Annotated in this window: 17 protein-coding genes and 2 tRNA genes; 5 read left to right on the top strand and 14 right to left on the bottom strand. The window is 45.1% G+C overall.

Annotation, left to right across the window (positions count from 1 at the left end; translation table 11 throughout):
* Positions 1–114: 114 nt before the first annotated feature.
* The 3 genes from NNC77_RS06250 to NNC77_RS06260 form a co-directional block, all read right to left on the bottom strand.
* Positions 115–2,448 (bottom strand): pectate lyase, encoded by a 2,334-nt coding sequence (locus tag NNC77_RS06250; RefSeq protein WP_254970226.1) that lies wholly within the window; start codon positions 2,446–2,448, stop codon positions 115–117.
* Positions 2,449–2,466: 18 nt separating this feature from the next.
* Entirely contained in the window at positions 2,467–2,823 is a 357-nt protein-coding gene (locus NNC77_RS06255; protein ID WP_254970225.1) for a subtilase, read from the bottom strand.
* Between the two features lie 200 nt (positions 2,824–3,023).
* Positions 3,024–3,096, bottom strand: a tRNA-Phe gene (locus NNC77_RS06260).
* A 155-nt stretch (positions 3,097–3,251) separates the two neighbouring features.
* On the opposite strand from NNC77_RS06260, the gene NNC77_RS06265 reads away from it, so the two are divergent.
* Both NNC77_RS06265 and NNC77_RS06270 read left to right on the top strand, forming a co-directional pair.
* Positions 3,252–3,327: transfer RNA gene (locus NNC77_RS06265), tRNA-Pro, on the top strand.
* A gap of 32 nt (positions 3,328–3,359) precedes the next feature.
* Positions 3,360–4,292 carry a helix-hairpin-helix domain-containing protein gene (locus tag NNC77_RS06270; protein WP_254970224.1) on the top strand — a complete coding sequence of 311 codons (933 nt, stop codon included), beginning with the start codon at positions 3,360–3,362 and terminating at the stop codon, positions 4,290–4,292.
* Between the two features lie 58 nt (positions 4,293–4,350).
* Here NNC77_RS06270 and NNC77_RS06275 read toward each other — a convergent pair whose 3' ends face one another.
* The 6 genes from NNC77_RS06275 to NNC77_RS06300 form a co-directional block, all read right to left on the bottom strand.
* Complete coding sequence (locus NNC77_RS06275; protein WP_254970223.1) at positions 4,351–5,706, bottom strand: sodium-dependent transporter; 1,356 nt, start codon at positions 5,704–5,706, stop codon at positions 4,351–4,353.
* Positions 5,707–6,172: 466 nt separating this feature from the next.
* Positions 6,173–7,537: a sodium-dependent transporter gene (locus NNC77_RS06280; protein WP_117692993.1), complete on the bottom strand. Its 1,365-nt coding sequence runs from the start codon at positions 7,535–7,537 to the stop codon at positions 6,173–6,175.
* Between the two features lie 166 nt (positions 7,538–7,703).
* Positions 7,704–8,204: a CYTH domain-containing protein gene (locus NNC77_RS06285; RefSeq protein ID WP_006847608.1), complete on the bottom strand. Its 501-nt coding sequence runs from the start codon at positions 8,202–8,204 to the stop codon at positions 7,704–7,706.
* Positions 8,205–8,208: 4 nt separating this feature from the next.
* Entirely contained in the window at positions 8,209–8,358 is a 150-nt protein-coding gene (locus NNC77_RS06290; RefSeq protein ID WP_181976430.1) for a hypothetical protein, read from the bottom strand.
* A 21-nt stretch (positions 8,359–8,379) separates the two neighbouring features.
* Complete coding sequence (gene prfB / locus NNC77_RS06295) at positions 8,380–9,507, bottom strand: peptide chain release factor 2 (RefSeq protein ID WP_117586931.1); 1,128 nt, start codon at positions 9,505–9,507, stop codon at positions 8,380–8,382.
* A 39-nt stretch (positions 9,508–9,546) separates the two neighbouring features.
* Positions 9,547–11,355, bottom strand: coding sequence for an AMP-dependent synthetase/ligase (locus NNC77_RS06300; RefSeq protein WP_254970222.1), 1,809 nt, complete (start codon positions 11,353–11,355; stop codon positions 9,547–9,549).
* A gap of 129 nt (positions 11,356–11,484) precedes the next feature.
* Between NNC77_RS06300 and NNC77_RS06305 the strand changes: the two genes are divergently transcribed.
* Positions 11,485–12,549 (top strand): M20 family metallo-hydrolase, encoded by a 1,065-nt coding sequence (locus NNC77_RS06305; protein ID WP_254970221.1) that lies wholly within the window; start codon positions 11,485–11,487, stop codon positions 12,547–12,549.
* Positions 12,550–12,598: 49 nt separating this feature from the next.
* Here NNC77_RS06305 and NNC77_RS06310 read toward each other — a convergent pair whose 3' ends face one another.
* The 4 genes from NNC77_RS06310 to NNC77_RS06325 all read right to left on the bottom strand — a co-directional run bounded on the left by NNC77_RS06310 (position 12,599) and on the right by NNC77_RS06325 (position 17,575).
* On the bottom strand, positions 12,599–14,800 hold the full coding sequence (locus tag NNC77_RS06310) for an alpha-amylase family glycosyl hydrolase (protein ID WP_254970220.1): 2,202 nt from the start codon (positions 14,798–14,800) through the stop codon (positions 12,599–12,601).
* A gap of 9 nt (positions 14,801–14,809) precedes the next feature.
* Positions 14,810–15,619: a starch-binding protein gene (locus NNC77_RS06315; protein WP_254970219.1), complete on the bottom strand. Its 810-nt coding sequence runs from the start codon at positions 15,617–15,619 to the stop codon at positions 14,810–14,812.
* Between the two features lie 408 nt (positions 15,620–16,027).
* Positions 16,028–16,621: a transposase gene (locus NNC77_RS06320; RefSeq protein ID WP_234564780.1), complete on the bottom strand. Its 594-nt coding sequence runs from the start codon at positions 16,619–16,621 to the stop codon at positions 16,028–16,030.
* 90 nt (positions 16,622–16,711) lie between these two features.
* Positions 16,712–17,575: an Rpn family recombination-promoting nuclease/putative transposase gene (locus NNC77_RS06325; protein ID WP_234564779.1), complete on the bottom strand. Its 864-nt coding sequence runs from the start codon at positions 17,573–17,575 to the stop codon at positions 16,712–16,714.
* Between the two features lie 1,643 nt (positions 17,576–19,218).
* Here NNC77_RS06325 and NNC77_RS06330 point away from each other — a divergent pair.
* Together NNC77_RS06330 and NNC77_RS06335 are read left to right on the top strand one after the other, a co-directional pair.
* Complete coding sequence (locus tag NNC77_RS06330) at positions 19,219–20,340, top strand: replication initiation protein (protein ID WP_254970218.1); 1,122 nt, start codon at positions 19,219–19,221, stop codon at positions 20,338–20,340.
* Positions 20,341–20,354: 14 nt separating this feature from the next.
* A complete protein-coding gene (locus NNC77_RS06335; RefSeq protein ID WP_254970217.1) occupies positions 20,355–20,582 on the top strand; it encodes a DUF4248 domain-containing protein in 228 nt (75 codons plus the stop codon).
* Between the two features lie 372 nt (positions 20,583–20,954).
* Here the strand turns inward: NNC77_RS06335 and NNC77_RS06340 are convergent, their stop codons facing one another.
* Positions 20,955–21,212, bottom strand: coding sequence for a hypothetical protein (locus NNC77_RS06340; RefSeq protein WP_254970216.1), 258 nt, complete (start codon positions 21,210–21,212; stop codon positions 20,955–20,957).
* Positions 21,213–21,327 lie beyond the last annotated feature (115 nt).

Consider the following 21,327-nt stretch of genomic DNA (forward strand, 5'->3'; position numbering starts at 1 on the left):
AGCAGATAGATTTAAGACAAAAATAAAGAAAAAACGGACAAAAGCAAATCTTTATCTAGCTTTTGTCCGTTTTGTCATTAAAGAGGCAGGAATCTTTAAATCAGTTCTATACCTTTACTCTTTTACAGGTACGAGTTTAATACCGAAGAGGTTGCATGTATCCTGCTTTGTAATAGTATGAGAACCTGCATCCAATGTTACAGTCATTGTCTTAGCTGTTGAATCAATAACTGCATTTACTTCAGCAGGCTTCTTTCCATCAATTTTGGCGTTCGTCTTGGTATCTGCAGAACTGAAATAAAGGGTCATTGTAACTTTCTTATCAACAGTTACTGAGATATTAGTTGCAGACTCCATCTTTACACAAGTAGAATATGAAGTGCCGTCAATAGTAGCAGTTCCCTTATTTGTAGCATAGTTACCTGAAACTGTTACTATGCTACTTGAAGGCTTAGAATCTGTGAATGTTACCAAAACAGTACCCTCGATAGGAGTTACAGTACTGCCACCTTCTGTACCACCAGTAGAACCACCAGTGCCACCACCATCGCCAGAACCACCAGTAGAGCCACCAGTGCTACCACCTTCGCCAGCAGCATTGCTCTCACCGAATACCTTAACAACACCAGAAGTATAAGCATCAAGAATACTTGCCAAAGCAGGCCATGGCTGCTGGTGACCATTTGTTACTACCGTCTCATCAGGAATAACGAAATCAATGTCACCATGATTCAAACGACCTGCACCATAGAAGCCTTCTACAATAGAAGGAACATCTTCTGCCTTATCTGCAGCGTATGCATACATGAGGCTTGAGTTGGTATCGAAGTTGTTGTAAGAAGTACCACCAACCAAAGTCTTTACGCTTGTAGGAACCTGCTCACTTGGATTAGAAACCTCGTAGGCATCAAAGCTTGTATTGTTTTCTGCGTATGGGATATAGCTGAAGTTTGCTGGCTTGTTGGCAAATACATTGCCGTATGCCTTAATCAAGCCACCTTTCTCACCAGAGAAAGTACCATCACCCTTGGCATCAGTACCCTGCAAAGAGCTCATGATAGGACGCTTGGTTGCATCAAAGTAGTTTGACTCCATGAACACACTTGAACCACTGGTTGCACCAATACCATAAACATCACAATGCTGATAGTAGTTGTTGTACATGTGAACACTCATGGTACGAACGCGAGCCATACGAGAGTCAGAATGGTCGAACCAGTTGTGATGATAAGTAATCCAGTTTTCACCAGTTTCACTCTTCATACCACACATAGAAGCCTTACCATTATCCCAGAAGCGGTTGTAAGCTACAGTAACATACTTAGAATCGCCCTTGATATCTACAGTACCGTCACCCTTGGCCTGGTCGGCAGCACTACCCTTTTTACCATAGAAGAGATCCATATTGTGAATCCAAACATGAAAGTTTTTTGTATCAAGAGACATGGCATCATCCAGGCAACGCATGATAGCAAAGTTACGGAACTCTACACTCACTGCCTCTCTAAGCAAGAAGCCGAAGCCATATACGGTAGCATCATCACCGACACCTTCGAATGTCATATTCATCATAGCTCCCTTAATCTGCAATCCTTCAGCAGAACTTGAAATGTGATCCAAATCAGAAAGATTTACCTTACCGATGATACGGAAGGCGATTGGGGTTTTATCCTTACCTTTTGAATAAGCATCAATAATAGACTGAAGACCTGTAATCGTCTCTTGCTTACCAGTATTAACTGTTGTAGAAACGGTCTTAGCTGTCTTGGCTGTAATATACAGAACCTTAGCACCAGCTTTCAAAGTACCATCATTATTATAAGCACCTACACCAGCATACTTGAAATGAGCAAAGCCCTCACGGTTGTAGCTCTTTACTACCAAGTTAGAAGCTGTATTGGCACCAGTAATCTCTGTACCTTCAGCATTTACAGGAACAACCTTTACAGAATAAGTACCTTCCTTCAAACCGAGAACATCGGCACGATAGTAAGAAGCATACTGACGAATCAACTGAGCATCAATCTTCTTGTCATCTACATATACATTATAAGAAGAAGCGCCCTCGAATGGAGCCCACTTCAAGTAGGCAGACTCCTGCCAGCCCTTTGCCTCAGTAATCTGAATCACACCTGCAGGATTGTCAATATCACCACTTTCGCCCTGCTCTACTTTCTTTGCGAAACTGATTTTCTGAACAGAAGCATCATACTCATCATTCTCTGAGCCTGATTTAGGTGCGATGATTGCCTTATCACCTTCGAACTTCACACTTGTCAAATCTGCAGTATTATAATACTTCACATCACCCGACTTGGTGGTAACATACATCTGGTTCACCTTGCTGTTACGAGCCACGGCATGGGTAATCTTAAATGTCCCTGTCTGAGCCACAGCAGCACTCAAACTCATCAGGAGGAGTGCCAAAGTAAATACCATTTTCTTCATTGTTCAATCCTCCTTATTTTATTTGATGATTACTTTCTTACCATTAATAATATAAACACCCTTAGATAAGCCCTTAGGGGAAGAACCTACACACTGGCCCTGAAGGTTATAAACCTTACCTTGCAATGCTTTCTTTATATCTTCTACCTGACTGATGCCGGTAGTTTGATAAGTGAAAGAAAGGATTACGAGCGACATATCTGCCTGATCAGATGTATTATCTGAATACTGAAGAACGACATTGTCGCCATCGAAGGTAATCTCTGAGACAGTCTTTTCTATGAGCTGACCATCAATCTTAACCGTCTGTTTGCTACCGGCAAATACTGCCGTAGACAACATTCCAGCCAACAATAATAAATAAGCTTTTTTCATTTTAATGAATGTTTGTTAGATTATTTTTTTGGTTTGTTTTTGAATTTTACAATGCAAAAGTAGTGAAAAAATAGCTATTATAAAACATCCTGGCGCATTTTTCTTACGCAAACGTTTTCATAAGTGTAAAATAGAATATTATAAAAAAGGGCATAAAAAAAGACTGAATCCTGTTACGAAGATTCAGTCTCATAAAGAAGTGGTACCACCAGGAATCGAACCGGGGACACAAGGATTTTCAGTCCTTTGCTCTACCAACTGAGCTATGGCACCAACTTTCACAAATCGCGATTTATCATTTGCGGGTGCAAAGTTAATACTTTTTTCTGGTTCCTGCAAATTTTTCGGGAAATTTCTTTCAAAAAAAGATAAAAAAGTCTATTTTTGTTGGTGTTGTCCATTATTTAATGTACCTTTGCAGCAGATATCGGGATTTAGCGCAGTTGGTAGCGCACGTCGTTCGGGACGATGAGGTCGCTGGTTCGAGTCCAGTAATCCCGACCAAACAATCATATAGACTTAAAATCCGTAAGCCTATGAAGTTTTTAAAGGATTTTTTTTATATCAATTACCATGAACGGCGAGCATTACTCGTAATCCTGACCCTGCTCGTTGTCAGTACCACAATGATTTTCATTGTAGGTTCTAAAGAAACCATGCCATCAGAAAAGCAACAAGCCCATAACGATAGTATCATCAGACATGCCACGCGACAACAGCCAGGCTATTATGACGAAGGACTTCAGTCGAGCGAAGTATTCGCCTTTGACCCCAATACGGCAAGCCAATCTGATTTCCAACGGCTGGGACTGGAATCATGGCAAGCCAGAAACATCATCAAATATCGGAATAAAGGAGGTATCTTCAGGACACCTAGAGACTTTGCGCGGGTTTACGGACTAACCAAGAAGCAATTCGAAAAACTGCTGCCCTTTATCAGAATTGGTAAAGACTACCAGCCGGCTGCCAACTTTTACCCAAGAGAAAGATACAACTACGGCTATCAAGAGACGGCTATAAGAACTAGAGAAGAAAGGAAGAAAGACACTACCCAATACAATTATCCACGGAAACTGAAAGAAGGTCAGTATATCAACATCAATTCTGCTGATACGACCGAACTGCAGAAAATTCCCGGCATAGGCTCTTACTATGCCAGAAGCATCATCCGTTACAGAGAGCGTTTAGGCGGTTTTGTTTCCATGAGCCAGATACAAGAAGTGGAAGGCGTGCCCGAGACAGCCCTCCACTATATGAATATTGATGCAAAACATATCCGGAAAATGAATGTCAACCAGCTCAGTTTAGCCGAATTGCGCAAACATCCTTACCTGGACTTTTACCAGGCAAAGGAAATCGTTAACTACCGCAGAACCCATGGTCCGCTGAGAAGTGTGAATGATTTGCGTCTTCTCAAAGACTTTCCACCTGCCGAAATAGAAAGAATCAAGCCGTATCTTGCCTACTAGGGGCAAGATTGTCTGTCTGCAAGTTTGCCGGTGCCTGTCTGCAAGTTTGCCAGTTTTGCTAAATGACACCAAACTGGTGCAGGAAGATAAGGAAAATACAGATTGGACAGATAAAACGGATGGTGAACAGGAAAACAGGGAAGAGAGTTCCCTTCAAGGTTCCCCAGTTGGTAAACTCATCACGCACAATCTTCTTTGGCACATACCATCCCAGAAACAGACAGGTGATGAATGAACTCAACGGCATGAGCAGCTGGGCAGTAAAGTTGTCACAATTGCTCAGGAAATCCTTGCCGAAGAAGCCCAAATCAGGTACGGCGCCCTGAGAGAGCGAACAGAATACGGCTATAATGCTGCAAACGATGGTCTCGAACCAGGCTCCCTTGGCACGGCTTATCTTACCCTCCTCATAAATAAAGGCGGTACCTATCTCGTGCATCGAGATGGTAGAAGTCAGGGCTGCCAATACCAGCAAAGCATAGAACAACACCGAAATCACATAACCGACAACCGGCATATTACCGAAAGCCTCCTGGAATACGTTTGGCAAGGTAATGAAGATGAGCGAAGGACCGCTGTCTGGCTGCACACCTACCGAGAAGGCTGCAGGGAAGATCATCAAACCTGCCAATACGGCAATTACCGTATCAATGGTCACAATCTGAGTAGCCGACTTCAAGAGATTGGTCTGTCTGTTGAAGTAAGAGGCATAAGTACACAGACATGCCGTACCCATACTCAAAGAGAAGAACGCCTGTCCCAGCGCTTCGAGCAACACATTCTCATCTACCTTAGAGAAATCCGGTTTCAGCAGGAACTCCACTCCCTTCATCGCTCCCGGCAGAGAGCAGGAAGCTATCACAATCACAATCAACAGGAAGAAGAGCATAGGCATCAGAATCTTGGATGCTTTCTCTATACCATTGCGCACACCGCGCACTACCACCATGTGGGTAAGCAGGATAAAACCTACTGCCCATAGGGTAGGACGGATAGGATCGGCTGCAAAGGTTTGGAAATAGGTCTTCACATACGCTGCGTCGCCATGAACACCGCCCATGATACTGGCATAGAGATACTGCAGGCACCAGCCAGCCACTACGGCATAGAAACCCAGGATAATCATAGAGGTGATGATACCCATCAAGCCCAAAGCACCCCAAGCCTTATGCTTACCCAGATTGGTATAAGCTCGGGCTGCATTGGATGCAGAATGACGACCGATGATGAATTCGCTCATCATGCCAGGCAATCCGAGTAGGATGATACATACCAAATAGATGAGAATGAAGGCGGCGCCACCATTCTGACCTGCCATATAAGGGAAACGCCACACATTACCCAAACCGACTGCCGAGCCGGCTGTGGCAAGAATAACGCCCAACTTACTACCAAAATTTCCTCTTGTTTCCATTATCTAAATCTTTAATGTGTAGTGTTTGTTGTTTTCCGAAGAAACGGCAGATGCTACACCTTATTATATATATATGATTATATTATTCAAGTTTCGCAAGTTTTGCTCCACACGCCCTGAAAGGGCAGAAGCTCCTAGCCCAGGGCATCGCCCTGGGTTATTATGGACGCAACCCTGTCGCCCTGTAAGGGCAAAAGCTTTAAAACTCCAGGCAAAACATAAAGCTTTTGCCCTTACAGGGCGTCTTGCTGATTGCCATCATACCCAGGGCGATGCCCTGGGCTAGGAGCTTCTGCCCTTTCAGGGCGTGCTGCTTCTGGAACTTTTGCTCTTCTGCCCTTTACCTTTCCCTTCGGCCGGTGACCGTTGGTTCAGGGCGTGCTGCTTCTGGAGCTTTTGGGCCTTCAGCCCGTACTTAAACCACATGCGAAAGTTCAGTTATATTTTCTATCCGATTACAAATACTTTATCCGAAGACACCAAACTGGTTCAGGAATACCAGGAAGATGAGGACAGGACAAACGAACTTAATCAGGAAAAGATAAATACCGAAGAGACGGCCCTTCAAGGTTCCCCAGTTGGTAAACTCATCCTGTACGATCTGCTTAGGTACATACCAGCCCAGGAACAGACAGGTAAGGAATCCTCCCAGAGGAAGGAATATCTGACCCGTAACGAAGTCGAACCAATCGAACAGCGCCTTTCCAAAGAACGAAAGCTTATCTGTTGCACCCAAAGAGAGAGAACAGAAGGCTCCGATGATGGCACAGGAAACTGTAACGATGGTAGCACCTTTCTTGCGGTCTATCTTCAACTCCTCGTAGAAGAAAGAAGTATTCACCTCATGAAGTGACATCAGCGAGGTCAAGGCAGCTACAGACAGCAACACGTAGAAGAGCAGCGAAATGATCCAACCCAATACAGGTAACGATGCAAACGCCTGATTAAAGACATTCGGCAAAGTGATGAAGATAAGTGAAGGACCACTATCCGGTGATACTCCTACAGAGAAGGCTGCAGGGAAAATCATCAGACCAGCCAGTACTGCTACCAGCAAATCGATGATGGAAATCTGCAAAGCACTCTTAAAGAGATTGGTCTGACGGCTGAAGTAAGAGGCATAGGTACAGATACAGCCCATACCGATACTCATAGAATAGAACGACTGTCCCAAGGCATTCAGGAACACGTTTCTGTCTACCTTTCCGAAATCAGGCTTCAACAGGAACTCCACGCCCTTACCTGCATCCGGCAACAGACAAGCTGCTACCACAATGATCAAAAGCAGGATGAACAGGAGAGGCATCATCACCTTAGAAGCCTTCTCTATACCGCCGCGCACACCATGAATAATCACGAAATGACAAATCAGGAATATCGCTACCGTCCACATAACCGGACGCACAGGATCAGAAGAAAACTCCTTGAAGTAATTCGCCACAAAGGTAGGGTCACCATGCAGTTCGCCCATGATGCTGGCATAGACATACTGCAGACACCAGCCCGAAACCACCGCATAATAGCCCGTAATCAGGAAACCGGTAAGCACCTCAAGATAGCCTACCCACTTCCATGCCGTACCATTAGAGAGTTTGGTATAGGCACGTGCGGTATTTGAGGCACCATGACGGCCGATGATAAACTCAGAAATCATACATGGAATGCCCAACAGGAGCACACTTCCGATGTATACCAGAATAAAGGCTGCACCACCTTCCTGACCAGCCATATAAGGGAAGCGCCATACGTTACCCAAACCTACGGCGCCACCTGCTGTAGCAAGAATCAATCCAATCTTGCTACCAAAACTTCCTCTATTTGAATCTGTCATTTCTATCTTTCTATTACTAATTTCTTACTTTTTAATTTTTCTTCGTGCAAAATTATAAAATAATTCTGAAATATATGAATTATTTGAAAGCAAAAACACAAATTTAGTAATATTTATGCTATTTAGTCTGTTTTAGAACGCAGAAATGACTTTTTCGATACATTTTCTAACGATATTCAGCCGGCAAGGTATCACGCCACTTCGAGAAAGGATTGCCCAAGAGATGCGAATTGTAGAATCGCTTGTCGCCTGTTACCTCCATGCCGATGAAATCAGGTTTTTCATAGGCTTCGGTCTCGCTAGCCAACTCCACCTCTGCCATGACCAGACCTTCATTATCGCCATAGAACTCATCTACCTCGAAGGTATGACTGCCACTTTTCACAAGATAGCGACGCTTATCGATGACGCCACCCTGACAAAGTTGCAGGAGATGCTGCGCCTCGTCCATCGTTATCTCCTTTTCAAACTCATAGCGGGTCATGCCGCCATTTACCGACTTGCCCTTAATGGTAAGGTAAGCCTTCTCATCCCGTGTGCGAACCCGCACCGTAGCCCCCTCGGCAGGAATATATCCCTGCTGGATATGACTAGAAGAAAAGGCGGCGCTTTTGTAAGCGTCGCCCTTCTTAACGAGGAATTTTCTTTCTATCTCTAATCCACTCATTGTTTTATACTAATGTTGTTGCATAAATGGCAAAAAGAATACCGAGGACTATCAATCCTATAAATATCCACTTGATTACTTTCTCGCCTTTTGCAGCCTGTTTCTTCTGATAAGCCTCATGTTTGGCTCTTCTTAAGTCTTTATTTCCACTCATAGTCGTATATTTTTTAGATTATTATTGTTGTTCGTCATCATTCGTAGGGAACTCCATCAGGTATGCCTTGATGAAATCATCTATCTTGCCGTCCATCACGCCATCTACATCCGATGTCTGATAGTTGGTACGGTGGTCTTTCACACGACGGTCGTCGAAGACATAACTTCTAATCTGGCTTCCCCACTCTATCTTCTTCTTACCAGCCTCAATCTTAGCCTTAGCTTCCAGACGCTTCTTCATGGCGCGGTCGTAGAGTTGGCTCTTCAAGAGCAACAGGGCTTTGGCACGGTTCTTTGGCTGGTCACGGGTTTCGGTATTCTCGATGAGGATTTCTTCTTCCTCGCCGGTATCAGGGTCGGTATACCAATAACGCAGACGGACACCCGACTCCACCTTATTCACATTCTGACCACCGGCACCACTCGAACGGAAGGTATCCCAGGAGAGCTTGGCTGGGTCAACATATACCTCGATGGTATCATCTACCAGCGGAGTTACGAAGACACTGGCGAAACTGGTCATTCGCTTGCCCTGGGCATTGAAAGGAGAAACACGCACCAGTCGGTGCACACCGTTCTCGCTCTTCAGATAGCCATAAGCGTACTCACCGCCCTCAATGGTCATGGTCACGCTCTTGATACCAGCCTCATCACCTTCCTGCATATCGGTGATAGTTACCTTATAGCCATGAGCTTCAGCCCAGCGCATATACATACGCATCAGCATCTGTGCCCAGTCCTGGCTCTCGGTACCACCGGCACCGGAATTAATCTTGAGCACACAGTCCATCGGGTCTTCCTTCTGGCGAAGCATGTTCTTCAACTCCAGGTCTTCGATGGCTTTGATCGCCTTGGCATAATCGGCATCCACCTCTTCCTCGGTCACCATTTCGTCTTTATAGAAGTCGAAGGCAAGCTGCAGTTCATCGGCATAAAGACGTACAGTCTTATAACCGTCGAGCCATTTCTGGATACCTTTCACCTTCTTCATCTGCTCCTGTGCATACTTCGGGTCTTCCCAGAAGTCAGGAGCCTGGGTACGGAGCTGCTCCTCTTCAAATTCTACTTTCTTCTGGTCTATATTGAGATAGCGATGCAGAGCATCAGCTCTGTCCATCACATCCTTCAACTGGTCAGCTGTAATCATTAACTCTTAACTATAAACTTTTAACTTTAAACTATATGATTACTCCTCATACATCTTGTCAATCTCCGCCTTATAGTTCTTGTTGATGATAGGGCGGCGAATCTTCAAGGTATTGGTCAACTCGCCCGACTCCATAGAGAAGTGGTGAGCCAGGAGGGTAATGCGCTTAATCTGCTCATAATAAGCCAGATGCTGCTGGAGAATCTGAATACGGTCCATCAGCATCTTCTGCACCTTCTCGTTAGCACACAAATCTTCACGGCAGGTGAAGGCGATATGATGCTCACGTGCCCAGTCCTCCACGAGACGGAACTCTGGAACGACGAGGGCTGATACGAACTTGCGCTGGTCGGCTATAACAGCCACCTGATCGATAAACTTATCTACCAGGAGCAATGATTCTACCTGCTGCGGAGCGATATATTTACCATTCGATGTCTTGAACAGGTCCTTGATACGCTCGGTGAGATAAAGCTCGCCATCCTTCATGTAGCCGGCATCACCGGTATGGAAGAATCCATCCTTGTCGAATGCCTTCGCATTGGTGGTATCACGATGATAATATCCCGGAGTGATGGTAGGACCCTTGAGGAGCACCTCATTATCCTCACCTATCTTTACCTGAATGCAGGAGATCGGGCGACCCACAGAACCCAGACTGCGTTTCTTGTCGAGATGATCACAGGATACGGTGGCAAGGCTCTCGGTCAGACCGTAACCCACCACCATATCGATACCGATGGCATGTACAAACTCCTCTACTTCCGGACTTACATAAGCACCCGCTGTAGGGAAGATATTCGGTTTTTCCAAGCCCAACTGCTTGCGAACCATGCTCAAAACGGTCTTGTTGATAATTCTATATTCCAACTCCAATGTCAGAGGAGGGCGCTTGCAGTTTGCCAGATATTCTATATTCCGCTTCTTTCCTACTGCCAAGGCATGGTAGAAGAGCTTCTTCTGGATAGGACCGGCATCATCCATCTTTGCCTTTACGGCGATATACACCTTCTCCCAGAAACGTGGCACACTACACATACAGGTAGGATGCACCTCTCTCATACTCTCCTGAATTTCATGAGGATAAGTATTGATGATGAGTTCGGCACCTTCGCTCAAGCAGAGGTAAGACCAGGCACGTTCAAAGATATGGGTAAATGGAAGGAAGTCGATGACGCGGTCCTTTTCGGTAACTGGCACGCATTCGTCGTTTGCCTTCAAAGCAGCATAATACTGGCTATAAGTCAGCATCACGCCCTTACTGTCGCCCGTTGTTCCACTGGTATAGAGGATATCAGCCAAGTCATCCATACTAGCCTGCTTGTAGAGTTCCTCCACTTCTGTCTGACGAGGAAGATTCTCACCCAACTTCAGAAAGTCCTTGAAATAGAGGGCTGCAGGATCGTGTGTACTGATGCGTACGCTGGAATCGAAGATGATGATACGCTCCAGAGAAGGACAGAGGGCAAAGATACGGTGAGCCTTGTCATACTGCTCCTGTTCGCCTACAAAGAGAAAGCGAATCTGCGCATCATTAATCATATATTGAATCTGCTGCTCGCTGCTGTTGGCATAGAATGGCACAGCAGTAACTCTGATACCGTACGCACCGAAGTCGGTGTACAGATAATGCACACAGTTCTGCGAGAAGACAGCGATTTTGTCAAGAGGTTTAGCCCCAAGATTCAGGAGGGCATTGCTCACTTGTTTCACTCTTAAGGAAAAGAGGTTGAATGAAACCGATTGCCACTGGTCGCTGCCAAACTTTCTGAAAGTTAAAGCAGTTTTCTCTCCCCATTTCTTGGCGAGATCATGTACCAGTACCGAAAGATGACTATTAATCTGCATAAGCTTATATTTATATTCTGATGCAAAGATAATAGAATTTGTTAAGAACACAAAATAAAAAGATACTTTTTCCACTTTATCTGCTCTTTTTTTCGTATCTTTGCCCCAAAATCAAAAAATAGAGAGATTATGATGACACAAGAAGAATATGTAAGCGATGCCGTGGATTTGCTGAAAAAGCTCATCGCCACCCCATCTGTAAGCAGAAACGAGAAGGAGGCTGCCGACATCATGGAGCAGACCATCCGCAAATATGGTTTCGAACCTCATCGTGAGGCGAACAACATCTGGATTATCGACCCTCATTACGATGAGAGCCGACCTACCCTGCTGCTCAACGCTCACATCGATACCGTGAAGCCTGTGGCTTCATGGACACGCAACCCATTTTCACCGGATGTTGAAGAGGGTGTACTTTACGGTTTGGGCAGCAACGATTGCGGCGGCGGACTCTGTTCGCTCCTCCAGATATTCAGAATGCTGACCGCAAAGCCTCAGCAGTATAATCTTATCTATCTGGCATCCGCCGAAGAAGAGGTGTCGGGAAAGGATGGCATCACCCGTGCCCTGCCTTTGCTTCCGCATATCGACCTTGCCATCGTAGGTGAGCCTACCGGCATGAACCCGGCTGTTGCCGAAAAGGGACTGATGGTGCTGGATGTGATTGCTCACGGAAAGAGCGGTCATGCTGCCCGCAACGAGGGAGTAAACGCTATCTACGAGGCATTGGATGATATGCGATGGATTCGTGACTATAAGTTTGAGAAGGTAAGCGAATTCCTGGGACCTACCAAGATGACGCTTACCGTAGTGAATGCCGGAACCCAGCACAATGTGATTCCGGATAAGTGTACGATGCTTGTGGATATCCGCACCAACGAGTTTTACGACAACGAGGAGGTTTACGAGTTTATCTGCCAGCACCTGAAGAGCGAGGTAAAGGCTCACAGTTTCCGTCTGAAGTCATCCCGCATCGACCCGGCACATCCTCTTATCAGGAAATGTGTAGCCATGGGCATGAAGCCATTCGGCAGTCCTACCCTCAGCGACCAGGCTCTGATGCACTTCCCTTCGTTCAAACTGGGTCCTGGCGAATCTTCCCGCTCCCATTCAGCCGATGAATTTATCAAAATAAGCGAGATAGCTGATGCTATCGCCAAATACAAAGAGCTCTTAGATGGCGCTGCCATCTAAGAGCTCTGCTCAATTCATCTATATTATATATATATGTTTACCTGCAGAATTACTTCACTACCTGTTTAGTAGAGGCATTCTTGCCATTAATAGGAGTACCGGCAGTACCATCGTTGATAAAGAACTTAGCCTTGAGATATGCCGTAGGAATCTGAACCTTATACCAACCAGTCTTACCAGTATGAGAAGCAGATGCATCGAAAGTCATCTTGACTCCTGGCCATGCAGCAGAAGAGGTTGTGCCATTATAGAAGTAGCAATAAACATTCTCCCACTTAGAAGCGTTATCGAAGTAAACATACTCTGGATCAACGGTCTCATCTTCATGTACCTTGGTCACAGTATTGCTGTATGTTCCGTCAACATAGTAGCCGTGGTTGACAAACTCCACGTCAAGAGTTATCTTATTTCCATTACCATCCAAGAAAATGATTTGAGTAGGAGCACTTGTCTCGGTGCCATCATAAGTCCACTTGAAGACATTCTTTCCAGAAACGCTCTTACCTACAAGAGGCAACTTTTTATTGATAGCATCATTCCATTTACCAGCATGCTCAATTACAGGACTAACCTTGTCATTCCATACATATACGGCTGCTGCCGTATTGGATGTCTCCAAGAAACAGGAGATTTCGTCAGCCTTGCCCAATTCTGGAACGTAAGCCTTCACCTTCTTGTAAGTTACCGAACCTGTTTCTGTCTTGCCTTCCTTGTCAGTTGCACCCCAAGTGATAGTGACATTCTTACCATAGGCAACATCAGCACCTACAGTAAACTGCTTGGCAGCAGTAAAAGTCTGCTTCTCACCGCCGTTCACCTGAATCCAGGCAGAAACAGCATTCAAAGGAGTAGCTGTCACGTTGAGCGTCTCATCAGAGAAGGCTGTACCATCAGCTGGATTGAAAACAACCTCAGGAGTCAGCACGATAGGACCAGCATTATAGATGACAGCAATACCTGACTCGCCAACATGACCAGAGATTGTAGAAGCATTGACAGTGAAAGCACCACCGCCTACCATATCCTTATAAGTACCAGACTTGAGCCACTTGCCGTCGCCAGCACCATTGGCTACAGTCACGTCACGGTCAGAACCACTTCCCAATACGATAATAGCGCCACTCTTACGAACCTGAGCACAAACGCCATTACCTTTTACATAATAGTTTGGCTCGCCAGCACAAACGTTGTGCATGTGGTTTACCTGAGCTACTTCAGCATCTTTGAAGTGAACGCTTCCCTTATCACCAAATTTGATATCATTCTTTGCCTTCTGAGCAGGACGGGAGAAATAAAGAGCGGTAGCTCCATTGTTTCCTGCTACAACTGCATAAGCACGGTCGATAACATTCTGGCTTTTATTCTTTGATTCACCACCATCGTTGGCATAAGTATCATGGCTTTCACCCCAATAAACCAACTTTTCTGTCTTTGCATTTCTCCGATTGAAATTGCCAACAGATTCGTTGATAGAACCACCAGCGAAAGAATTGGCAAAGCCGTTACCATAACCATTATCGGTAATGCTCATGTAGGTTTGATACTCTGGGAAAAGAATATTATCATTACCACCAGTACCATCAAGGATTTCACCATAGTTGTACATCTCCTGATCCACCACATTCTTCATAAAAGAATCGCCTTCAGAAGGCAAAGCGATGTGCTTGATAGCATCCCAACGGATACCATCCACGCCACAGGCCTTCAAATCCTGGATGTATTGTTTGATGATGGCTTGCACAGTAGGATTGTTGGTATCGAGGTCCCACATTCCAATCATACCAAATGTAACCTGATGGCGGTCATTCCAGTTACCCACACCAAATCGTTCATGATAAAGACTCTCGTCCTTCAAGCGTGCAGCCACGTTAGGATGGTCGGTATGGTTGGCAACAACATCCACAATTACCTTGACCCCATACTCATGAGCCTTAGCACAGAGGGCCTTCAGGTCTGCTTCAGTACCAAGACCATTACCTATCTTAAAGTCGTATGGACGATAAACATCATACCAGACGGATCCTTTACCTGCTCTTTCGTGAACAGGAGAAGTCTGAACGGCAGTAAAGCCTGCCTTGGCGATATTAGGAATTTCTTCCTGGATATCTGCCAACGTCCAGTCGAAACAATGAAGGATGACACCATCCTGAATATTGTCTTTAAGACCATATTTGTTGTCTGCGAAGATATTGGATGCCATAGTGAACAGCATCACCAACATCAGAAGACCATAATTGATTGTCTTTTTCATATTCTGCTATTATTTTCTGATGATTACTTTCTTACCATTGTGAATATAGAGACCAGCCTGAGTAGGCTTCTTGATACGGACACCTGTGATAGAATACCAGGCATCATCGGTTGTCTTCTTCACAGCTGTGATGGTAGTATTCTCTATGGCTGTAACAACCTTACCGTTTACATAAACCGTTTCTCCCTGAAGAGTTGAACCTGCTTCGCCATTATTGATGACGAAACAACCTGTAAGGAAAGCAGCAGGAACCTCCAAAGAATAATAGCCTTTCTTGCCGTTATACTCAGTCTCTTCGTCGAGCTGCATCTTCACGCCAGGCCATTCTACAGAAGCCTCAGTTCCGTTATAAATATAGCAATATACATTCTTCAGGTTCTCTATTGTATTATCAAAGAACACCTTTACCTTGCCTGCAGGAGCAGTCTCAATGGTCTTGGTATATTTACCTTCTACGTAATAACCATAATTCTTGAATTCCTGATCACCGCCATTCAGCTTCTGCTCACCATCATGAGTAAAGATAACACCTGTAGGGATTTCAGTACCAGCTGTATATGTCCATTTAAAGACATTCTTGCCATCTTTAGTTCCCACCAAAGTCATGGCATCTCCAGGCCACTTAGCAGTAGTAAAATGATCCACCTTGTCATTCCATGCCCAAATCTTGGCATTGTCATAACTTGTCTCCAAGAACACGGAGATTTCATTTTCCGTTACCACTGGTGTATAGTCTGCCGCAAGTGCTGAAACTGGAGCCATGAAGGTCATGCTCAGCAGCAATACCAGTGTACAAATCAACGTATAAAATTTCTGCATAAACAAAATGTATTAAGTTTGAATTATAAGATTTCGTCGGCAAAAATAAGAATACTTTTTGAAAAGCAGATGAAGAAAAGTTAAATAAATAGCATAAAAAAAAGACAATCGTTTGCACAATTTGCAAGCGATTGCCTTCTATTTTCTGACTTAATAACAGAACTTTCGCATGTGGCTTAAGTACGGGCTGAAGGCCCAAAAGCTCCAGAAGCAGCACGCCCTGAAGGCCCAGAAGCTCCAGAAGCAGCACGCCCTGAAAGGGCAGAAGCTCCTAGCCCAGGGCAGCGCCCTGGGTATAATGACAATCAGCAAGACGCCCTGTAAGGGCAAAAGCTTTCAAATACCTGGCAAAAACTTTCAAATACCTGGCAATATACAAAGCTTTTGCCCTTACAACACCAATCTTCCTTAATCCCGGAACACGAATTTTTCATTATATTCCACATTATATAATTCCAAGAATGCTCTATATTCCTCTGCAAACGAATGCTTGGTGTGATGCTCTTTCTGATTATCAATATATTGCAATGTTTTGTCCACAACGGATTGACTGATGGAATATGCGGCATAACCACCCTGCCATGCGAAAAAATGATAATAACCCGGATCAAGGTCCTTTATCCATCTACTGCTGTTTCGCTTGATTTCCTCAACAATTTCGGAAATCGTGACATCTTTTGATAATATAAACAATACATGAACATGATCGCCTATACCACCAGCCTTTATCTCGGTACATCCCGCTGCCTTTACAAGTTTGCCGATATAACTATGGAGTCGTTCCAAATCATTTTCACGGATTTGGGGGCTCGTTGATTTGATGTGGAAAATCAAATGGATGTAAATCTTTGATAAGGATTGCGCCATAATTTTAAAGCTTTTGCCCTTACAGGGCGTTGGTTTGTATATCATAATACCCAGGGCGTTGCCCTGGGCTAGGAGCTTCTGCCCTTTACCTTTCCCTTCGGCCGGTGACCGTTGGTTCAGGGCGTGTGGGGACATGATGGCCTTCTGATGCCTTGGGGCGTGTGGGGACATGATGGTGTTCTGATGCCTGGGGCGTGTGGAGCTTACATGCGAAACTTGAGTTTTTTATGAATTGCTCAGATTCTTAATGATTTCCAAAGGTAGCTGGGTAGCTTTGGAAACCTGTTCGGCAGAAAGTCCCATTGCCAGCAAACGTTGTGCTGTTTCTGTGTTGGCCTCATGCTTGCCTTTTTCCATACCTTCTTCCATTCCTTTCTGGTATCTGTCATCCAGAAGGGTTCTTTCAACACTTACCGAATCCCAGAATTTATCATAGGCACGGAGTTCGGCATCTGTAAAGCCGGAAACTTCAAGATCTTCTACGGCTTTTCCAATCTCCGGATCATTGAGCAGGTCGGCAGGAATATCCTTCGTATTGGAATTGATTTCCGTGAGGAAACGGAGCCACAAGACCATCATGCGCTTATCGGCAATGGAATGAGGAGTGAACTTAGGGAGTTCAATGAAGGTGAAATGCAAGCCCTCGATGACCTTATTGCTGTCCTTATCGTGCACGATGCGGTAGTTGTGGATAAAATCCGGAGTATCATGCGCAAAGATATCATTTATCAGGTTGAGAGAATACACTGGTTGAAGTTCGCTGTATTTTCCTCCCTTTTTTGCCTGACTCACATAGAGCTTGGATGCATTGAACAGTACTCGCTGCTGGAATGCATCAGACCATTCCATCTGCATTTCCACGCAGAACTTCCTGCCTCTGACATCCGTGCAGAGTACATCCACTATGGTGTTCTTGCCTCCTTCGAGCTGAGGCACAAGTTCTGTAGGCAGATACTTTATCTCGTGTATCTGCTCTTCTTCGCTGAGTGGCAGGAGGGCGTTCAGAAGACTAATCAGTCTTTTAGGATGATTGCCGAATATCTTCTTGAACGTGAGGTCTGCCTTAGGGTCTAAGTACTTCATAACCATCTGTTTTAAAATTCTATAGCGCAAAGTTACGACTTTATTTTCAAACCCGCAAGAGTTTTCTAGGATTTTTAAAGGTAAAAAAGTAAAAAGGTAAAAAAGTAAAGATTTTGCTATCCCAATACTATCTGATAACTTTTTCTAAAACTTTTCGACCTGTATGGTTGAAATTACCCAATACGCCCTGAACCAACGGTCACCGGCCGAAGGGAATTGAAAATCGCTGGCCGAAGGGTAAAGCAAAGGTAAAGCCCAGAAGCTCCAGAAGCAGCACGCCCTGAAAGGGCAGAAGCTCCTAGCCCAGGGCAACGCCCTGGGTATAATAGCAATCAGCAAGGCGCCCTGTAAGGGCAAAAGCTTTATTTATGGCCTGGTATTTTAAAGCTTTTGCCCTTACAGGGCGACAGGTTTGCGACCGTAATAACCCAGGGCGATGCCCTGGGCTAGGAGCTTCTGCCCTTTCAGGGCGTGTGGGGACATGATGGTGTTCCGATGTCTGGGGCGTGTGGGGACATGATGGTGTTCTGATGCCTGGGGCGTGTGGGGACATGATGATGTTCTGATGCCTGGGGCGTGTGGGGACATGATGGTGTTCTGATGCCTGGGGCGTGTGGGGCTTACTTGCGAAACTTGAATGCATACTTTTGCACGCAAGCGTATGCTGCAGAATATTCAAGTGGCTCAATCAGCTTACTCAAGTGGTTCAATCAGCTTACTCAAGTGGTTCAATCAGCTTACTCAAGTGGCTCAATCAGACTACTCAAGTGGCTCAATCAGCGAGTACAGCCGTCTGCGTAACCCAGTTCAGCCGTCTGCGTAACCCAGTTCAGCCGTCTGCGTAACCCGATGCAGCCGTCTGCGTAACCCGATACAGTCGAATCCTTAACCCAACGCAGCCATATCCTTAACCCAGTTCAGCCACATCAGTTGGTAAACGGAAGTACATTATTTGTTTACCTCATTTGAGTGCTCAATGACTACCAGGGAGAATTAGCCTTTCTGAGGGTACCATCAGGGACAATAACAGGTACCATCAGGGACAATCATGAGTTTTATGATATGCCTGAATGACTACCAGGGAGAATCTTAAAAATACAAGGTACTGAATATCAGATAGTTAGATGCATATTTTTCTTTCCTATACTATACCAAGTATATTATATATATACATTTACATCTTTTACACTATACGTAATACGTGAGGAAAAAGATTTTTTTTCAACATTTCAGCTTTTAAAATGCATTTTTTCTCTTCAAAAATTTGCATAAGTCTGAAATAAATATTACTTTTGCAACATGAAAGCGCGGAGAATGTGATTCTCCTCCCGATGAAGGACACCGGGAAATGCTTTCGGTTAAGGATTAGAACATAGCTCATTGAGTAGGATTTTCCACCCTGAAAAGTGAGTGATCAAAAGGTAATCCTTACAGGGCATTCTATGCCTGATAAATTTGATGAAAATTTATCGGCATGGATGCGAAGTAAGGTCTTTTGATAGCAAGAGCGATGGTGGAAAACTTTCCTTTGTGATTGTTCATTAATCTTGCGAGGTTATCCTTACTCCAATTCCATGCCGGTTTTCAATAAACAACAACAAGACTTGCCCCAATCGGTAGGCCACTAACAATTTTAAAAGAAACCGACAATGGAACAATTTAATCAACAGCAGCAGGGCGGGCAGCAGGCCTTCCCTCTGACAAATCAACAAGAGAAACAACTGATAGCCATCCTTGGCGTACAAGGATTGTCTTACCAGAACTATTCTGTGCTAGAACTCAAAATCGTTCTACAGATTATCAAGCATGCCCAGAAAGCCATCTTGGGCTATGTGATCCCTTATCAGGTAACTTCACAGACTTTTAATGGCTTCACCGCAGAACAGAGAGCTGCAGGCCACACCGATGTCATCATGAAACTGTCGGAGTTACCTTATGGTGCTCATCATTATGCGCAATTGCGCGATGCCATCAAGCGTATAGAATCCCAGCCCATCCTGCTGCCGTTTAAGCTGGAAAAACAGACATTATACCGGAAATTTGCATGCCTGTTTAAGAGTGAGATATACCAAGACCGGCACAAGAACTGGATGGTAAAATTCCGCTTCGACAACAACGTGATACGGTTTTTCTACAGTTTCGACAAGGGAGTCAGCCGTATCGACCTCAATGCCATCAACCAATGCCGCAGCGCATCGAGCATCAAGTTATATATCATCATGAATTGCTGGGGTGCAAAGGGATTCACCATCTGCAAAACGGCGCATATCCAGCAACTGATGCATGGCAGGGAAGATTACTACAAGACCTGGTCGGCACTGGACAACAAATGTCTGACTTTTGCCTGCAAAGACCTCAAGCGCCTTTACCAGAACCACATCATCGACCAGTATCTTACCTATAAGCCTTTCTTTCTGGAGGAGGGTAAAAAAGAGAAGCATCACCTGCCCGAACACATCACCTTTACCCTGCACGACCGTCGCACTTCTGGCGAAACTGCGGAGGGTGCAGAAGTGAGCAGCGAACTGAGAGGACAGCGGAGCAAACTGAAACTCCGGCTGCAATACAATTATGATGTGAGCGAGAAGAAGGCTGACCAGCTGAGCGGCTATCTCAGGTTAGATATGATTGGCGACCTGGAGGACTTCTTCCTGCGAAAGGATTATTACATAGCCAACTGCAGGCGTTCGAACAAGAAGATGAACATGGGTGGCTATATGACCACAGCGATGATTGGTTTCTTTAAGGATCATGGTGTAGAAGGATTGTAAAAAATATAAAGCTTATGAATTATCCCCAACGTATGTACAGCAAGACCGAGCTGGGTCTGCTCTACTTTCCCGACACAACCGACGGGGCGACAGCGCGCCGTCATATCATGGGATGGATTAAGCGTTGTGAGCCCCTCTGGAACGAGCTGCAACGTTTAGGCTATCAGGAGCATAGCCAGTATTTCCCTCCCCGCCAGGTATTCACCATCTTCGAATACCTGGGCGAGCCGGGGGCGGAATAGCAATCAGCAAGTCGCCCTGACGCCCTGAACCAACGGTCACCGGCCGAAGGAAAGAGAAGAAGCAGAACGCAGGCTAAACGCAAGCAGCACGCCCTGAAAGGGCAGAAGCTCCTAGCCCAGGGCAGCGCCCTGGGTAATGTTGGCAAAAAACAAAGACGCCCTGTAAGGGCAAAAGCTTTGTATACTGCCAGGTATTTTAAAGCTTTTGCCCTTACAGGGCGACAAGTTTGCGTCTGTAATAACCCAGGGCGATGCCCTGGGCTAGGAGCTTCTGCCCTTTCAGGGCGTATTGGATGTGACTTTCCCTTCGGCCGGTGACCGTTGGTTCAGGGCGTGTGGGTAATTTCAACCGTACAGGTCGATATTTTTTCACTATTCCGAAACACAACGGACAGACATTGCTATAGAACGGCTATTTGTATTCTTCTTCCGTACTCCATTTGATTTTGATATCGTGAGATTATATACCTTTCCTGCTTTAAACGTATACTTCTGTATTTCATTAGAAGCATCAATCTTCTTAGCATCCTCTTTACCATCAGTAACACTAAACATCCAGAGTCCCGTAATCTTTTCCGGCAAGATAAATACGGTAACGGTAACAGAATTATTTTTATGAATTTCGTTCACTGCTGTCCCGTTTAGAAATCGTCGGGGCTGAAAAGGCTAGGATATAGCCAATCCTCCGTCTCTTCTGTTGGAACAGCTTTGTTAAACAAATCATTTAAAGGAGTCTTGTCCGTAA

Source organism: Segatella copri (assembly GCF_024330485.1).
Lineage (GTDB): Bacteria > Bacteroidota > Bacteroidia > Bacteroidales > Bacteroidaceae > Prevotella > Prevotella copri_L.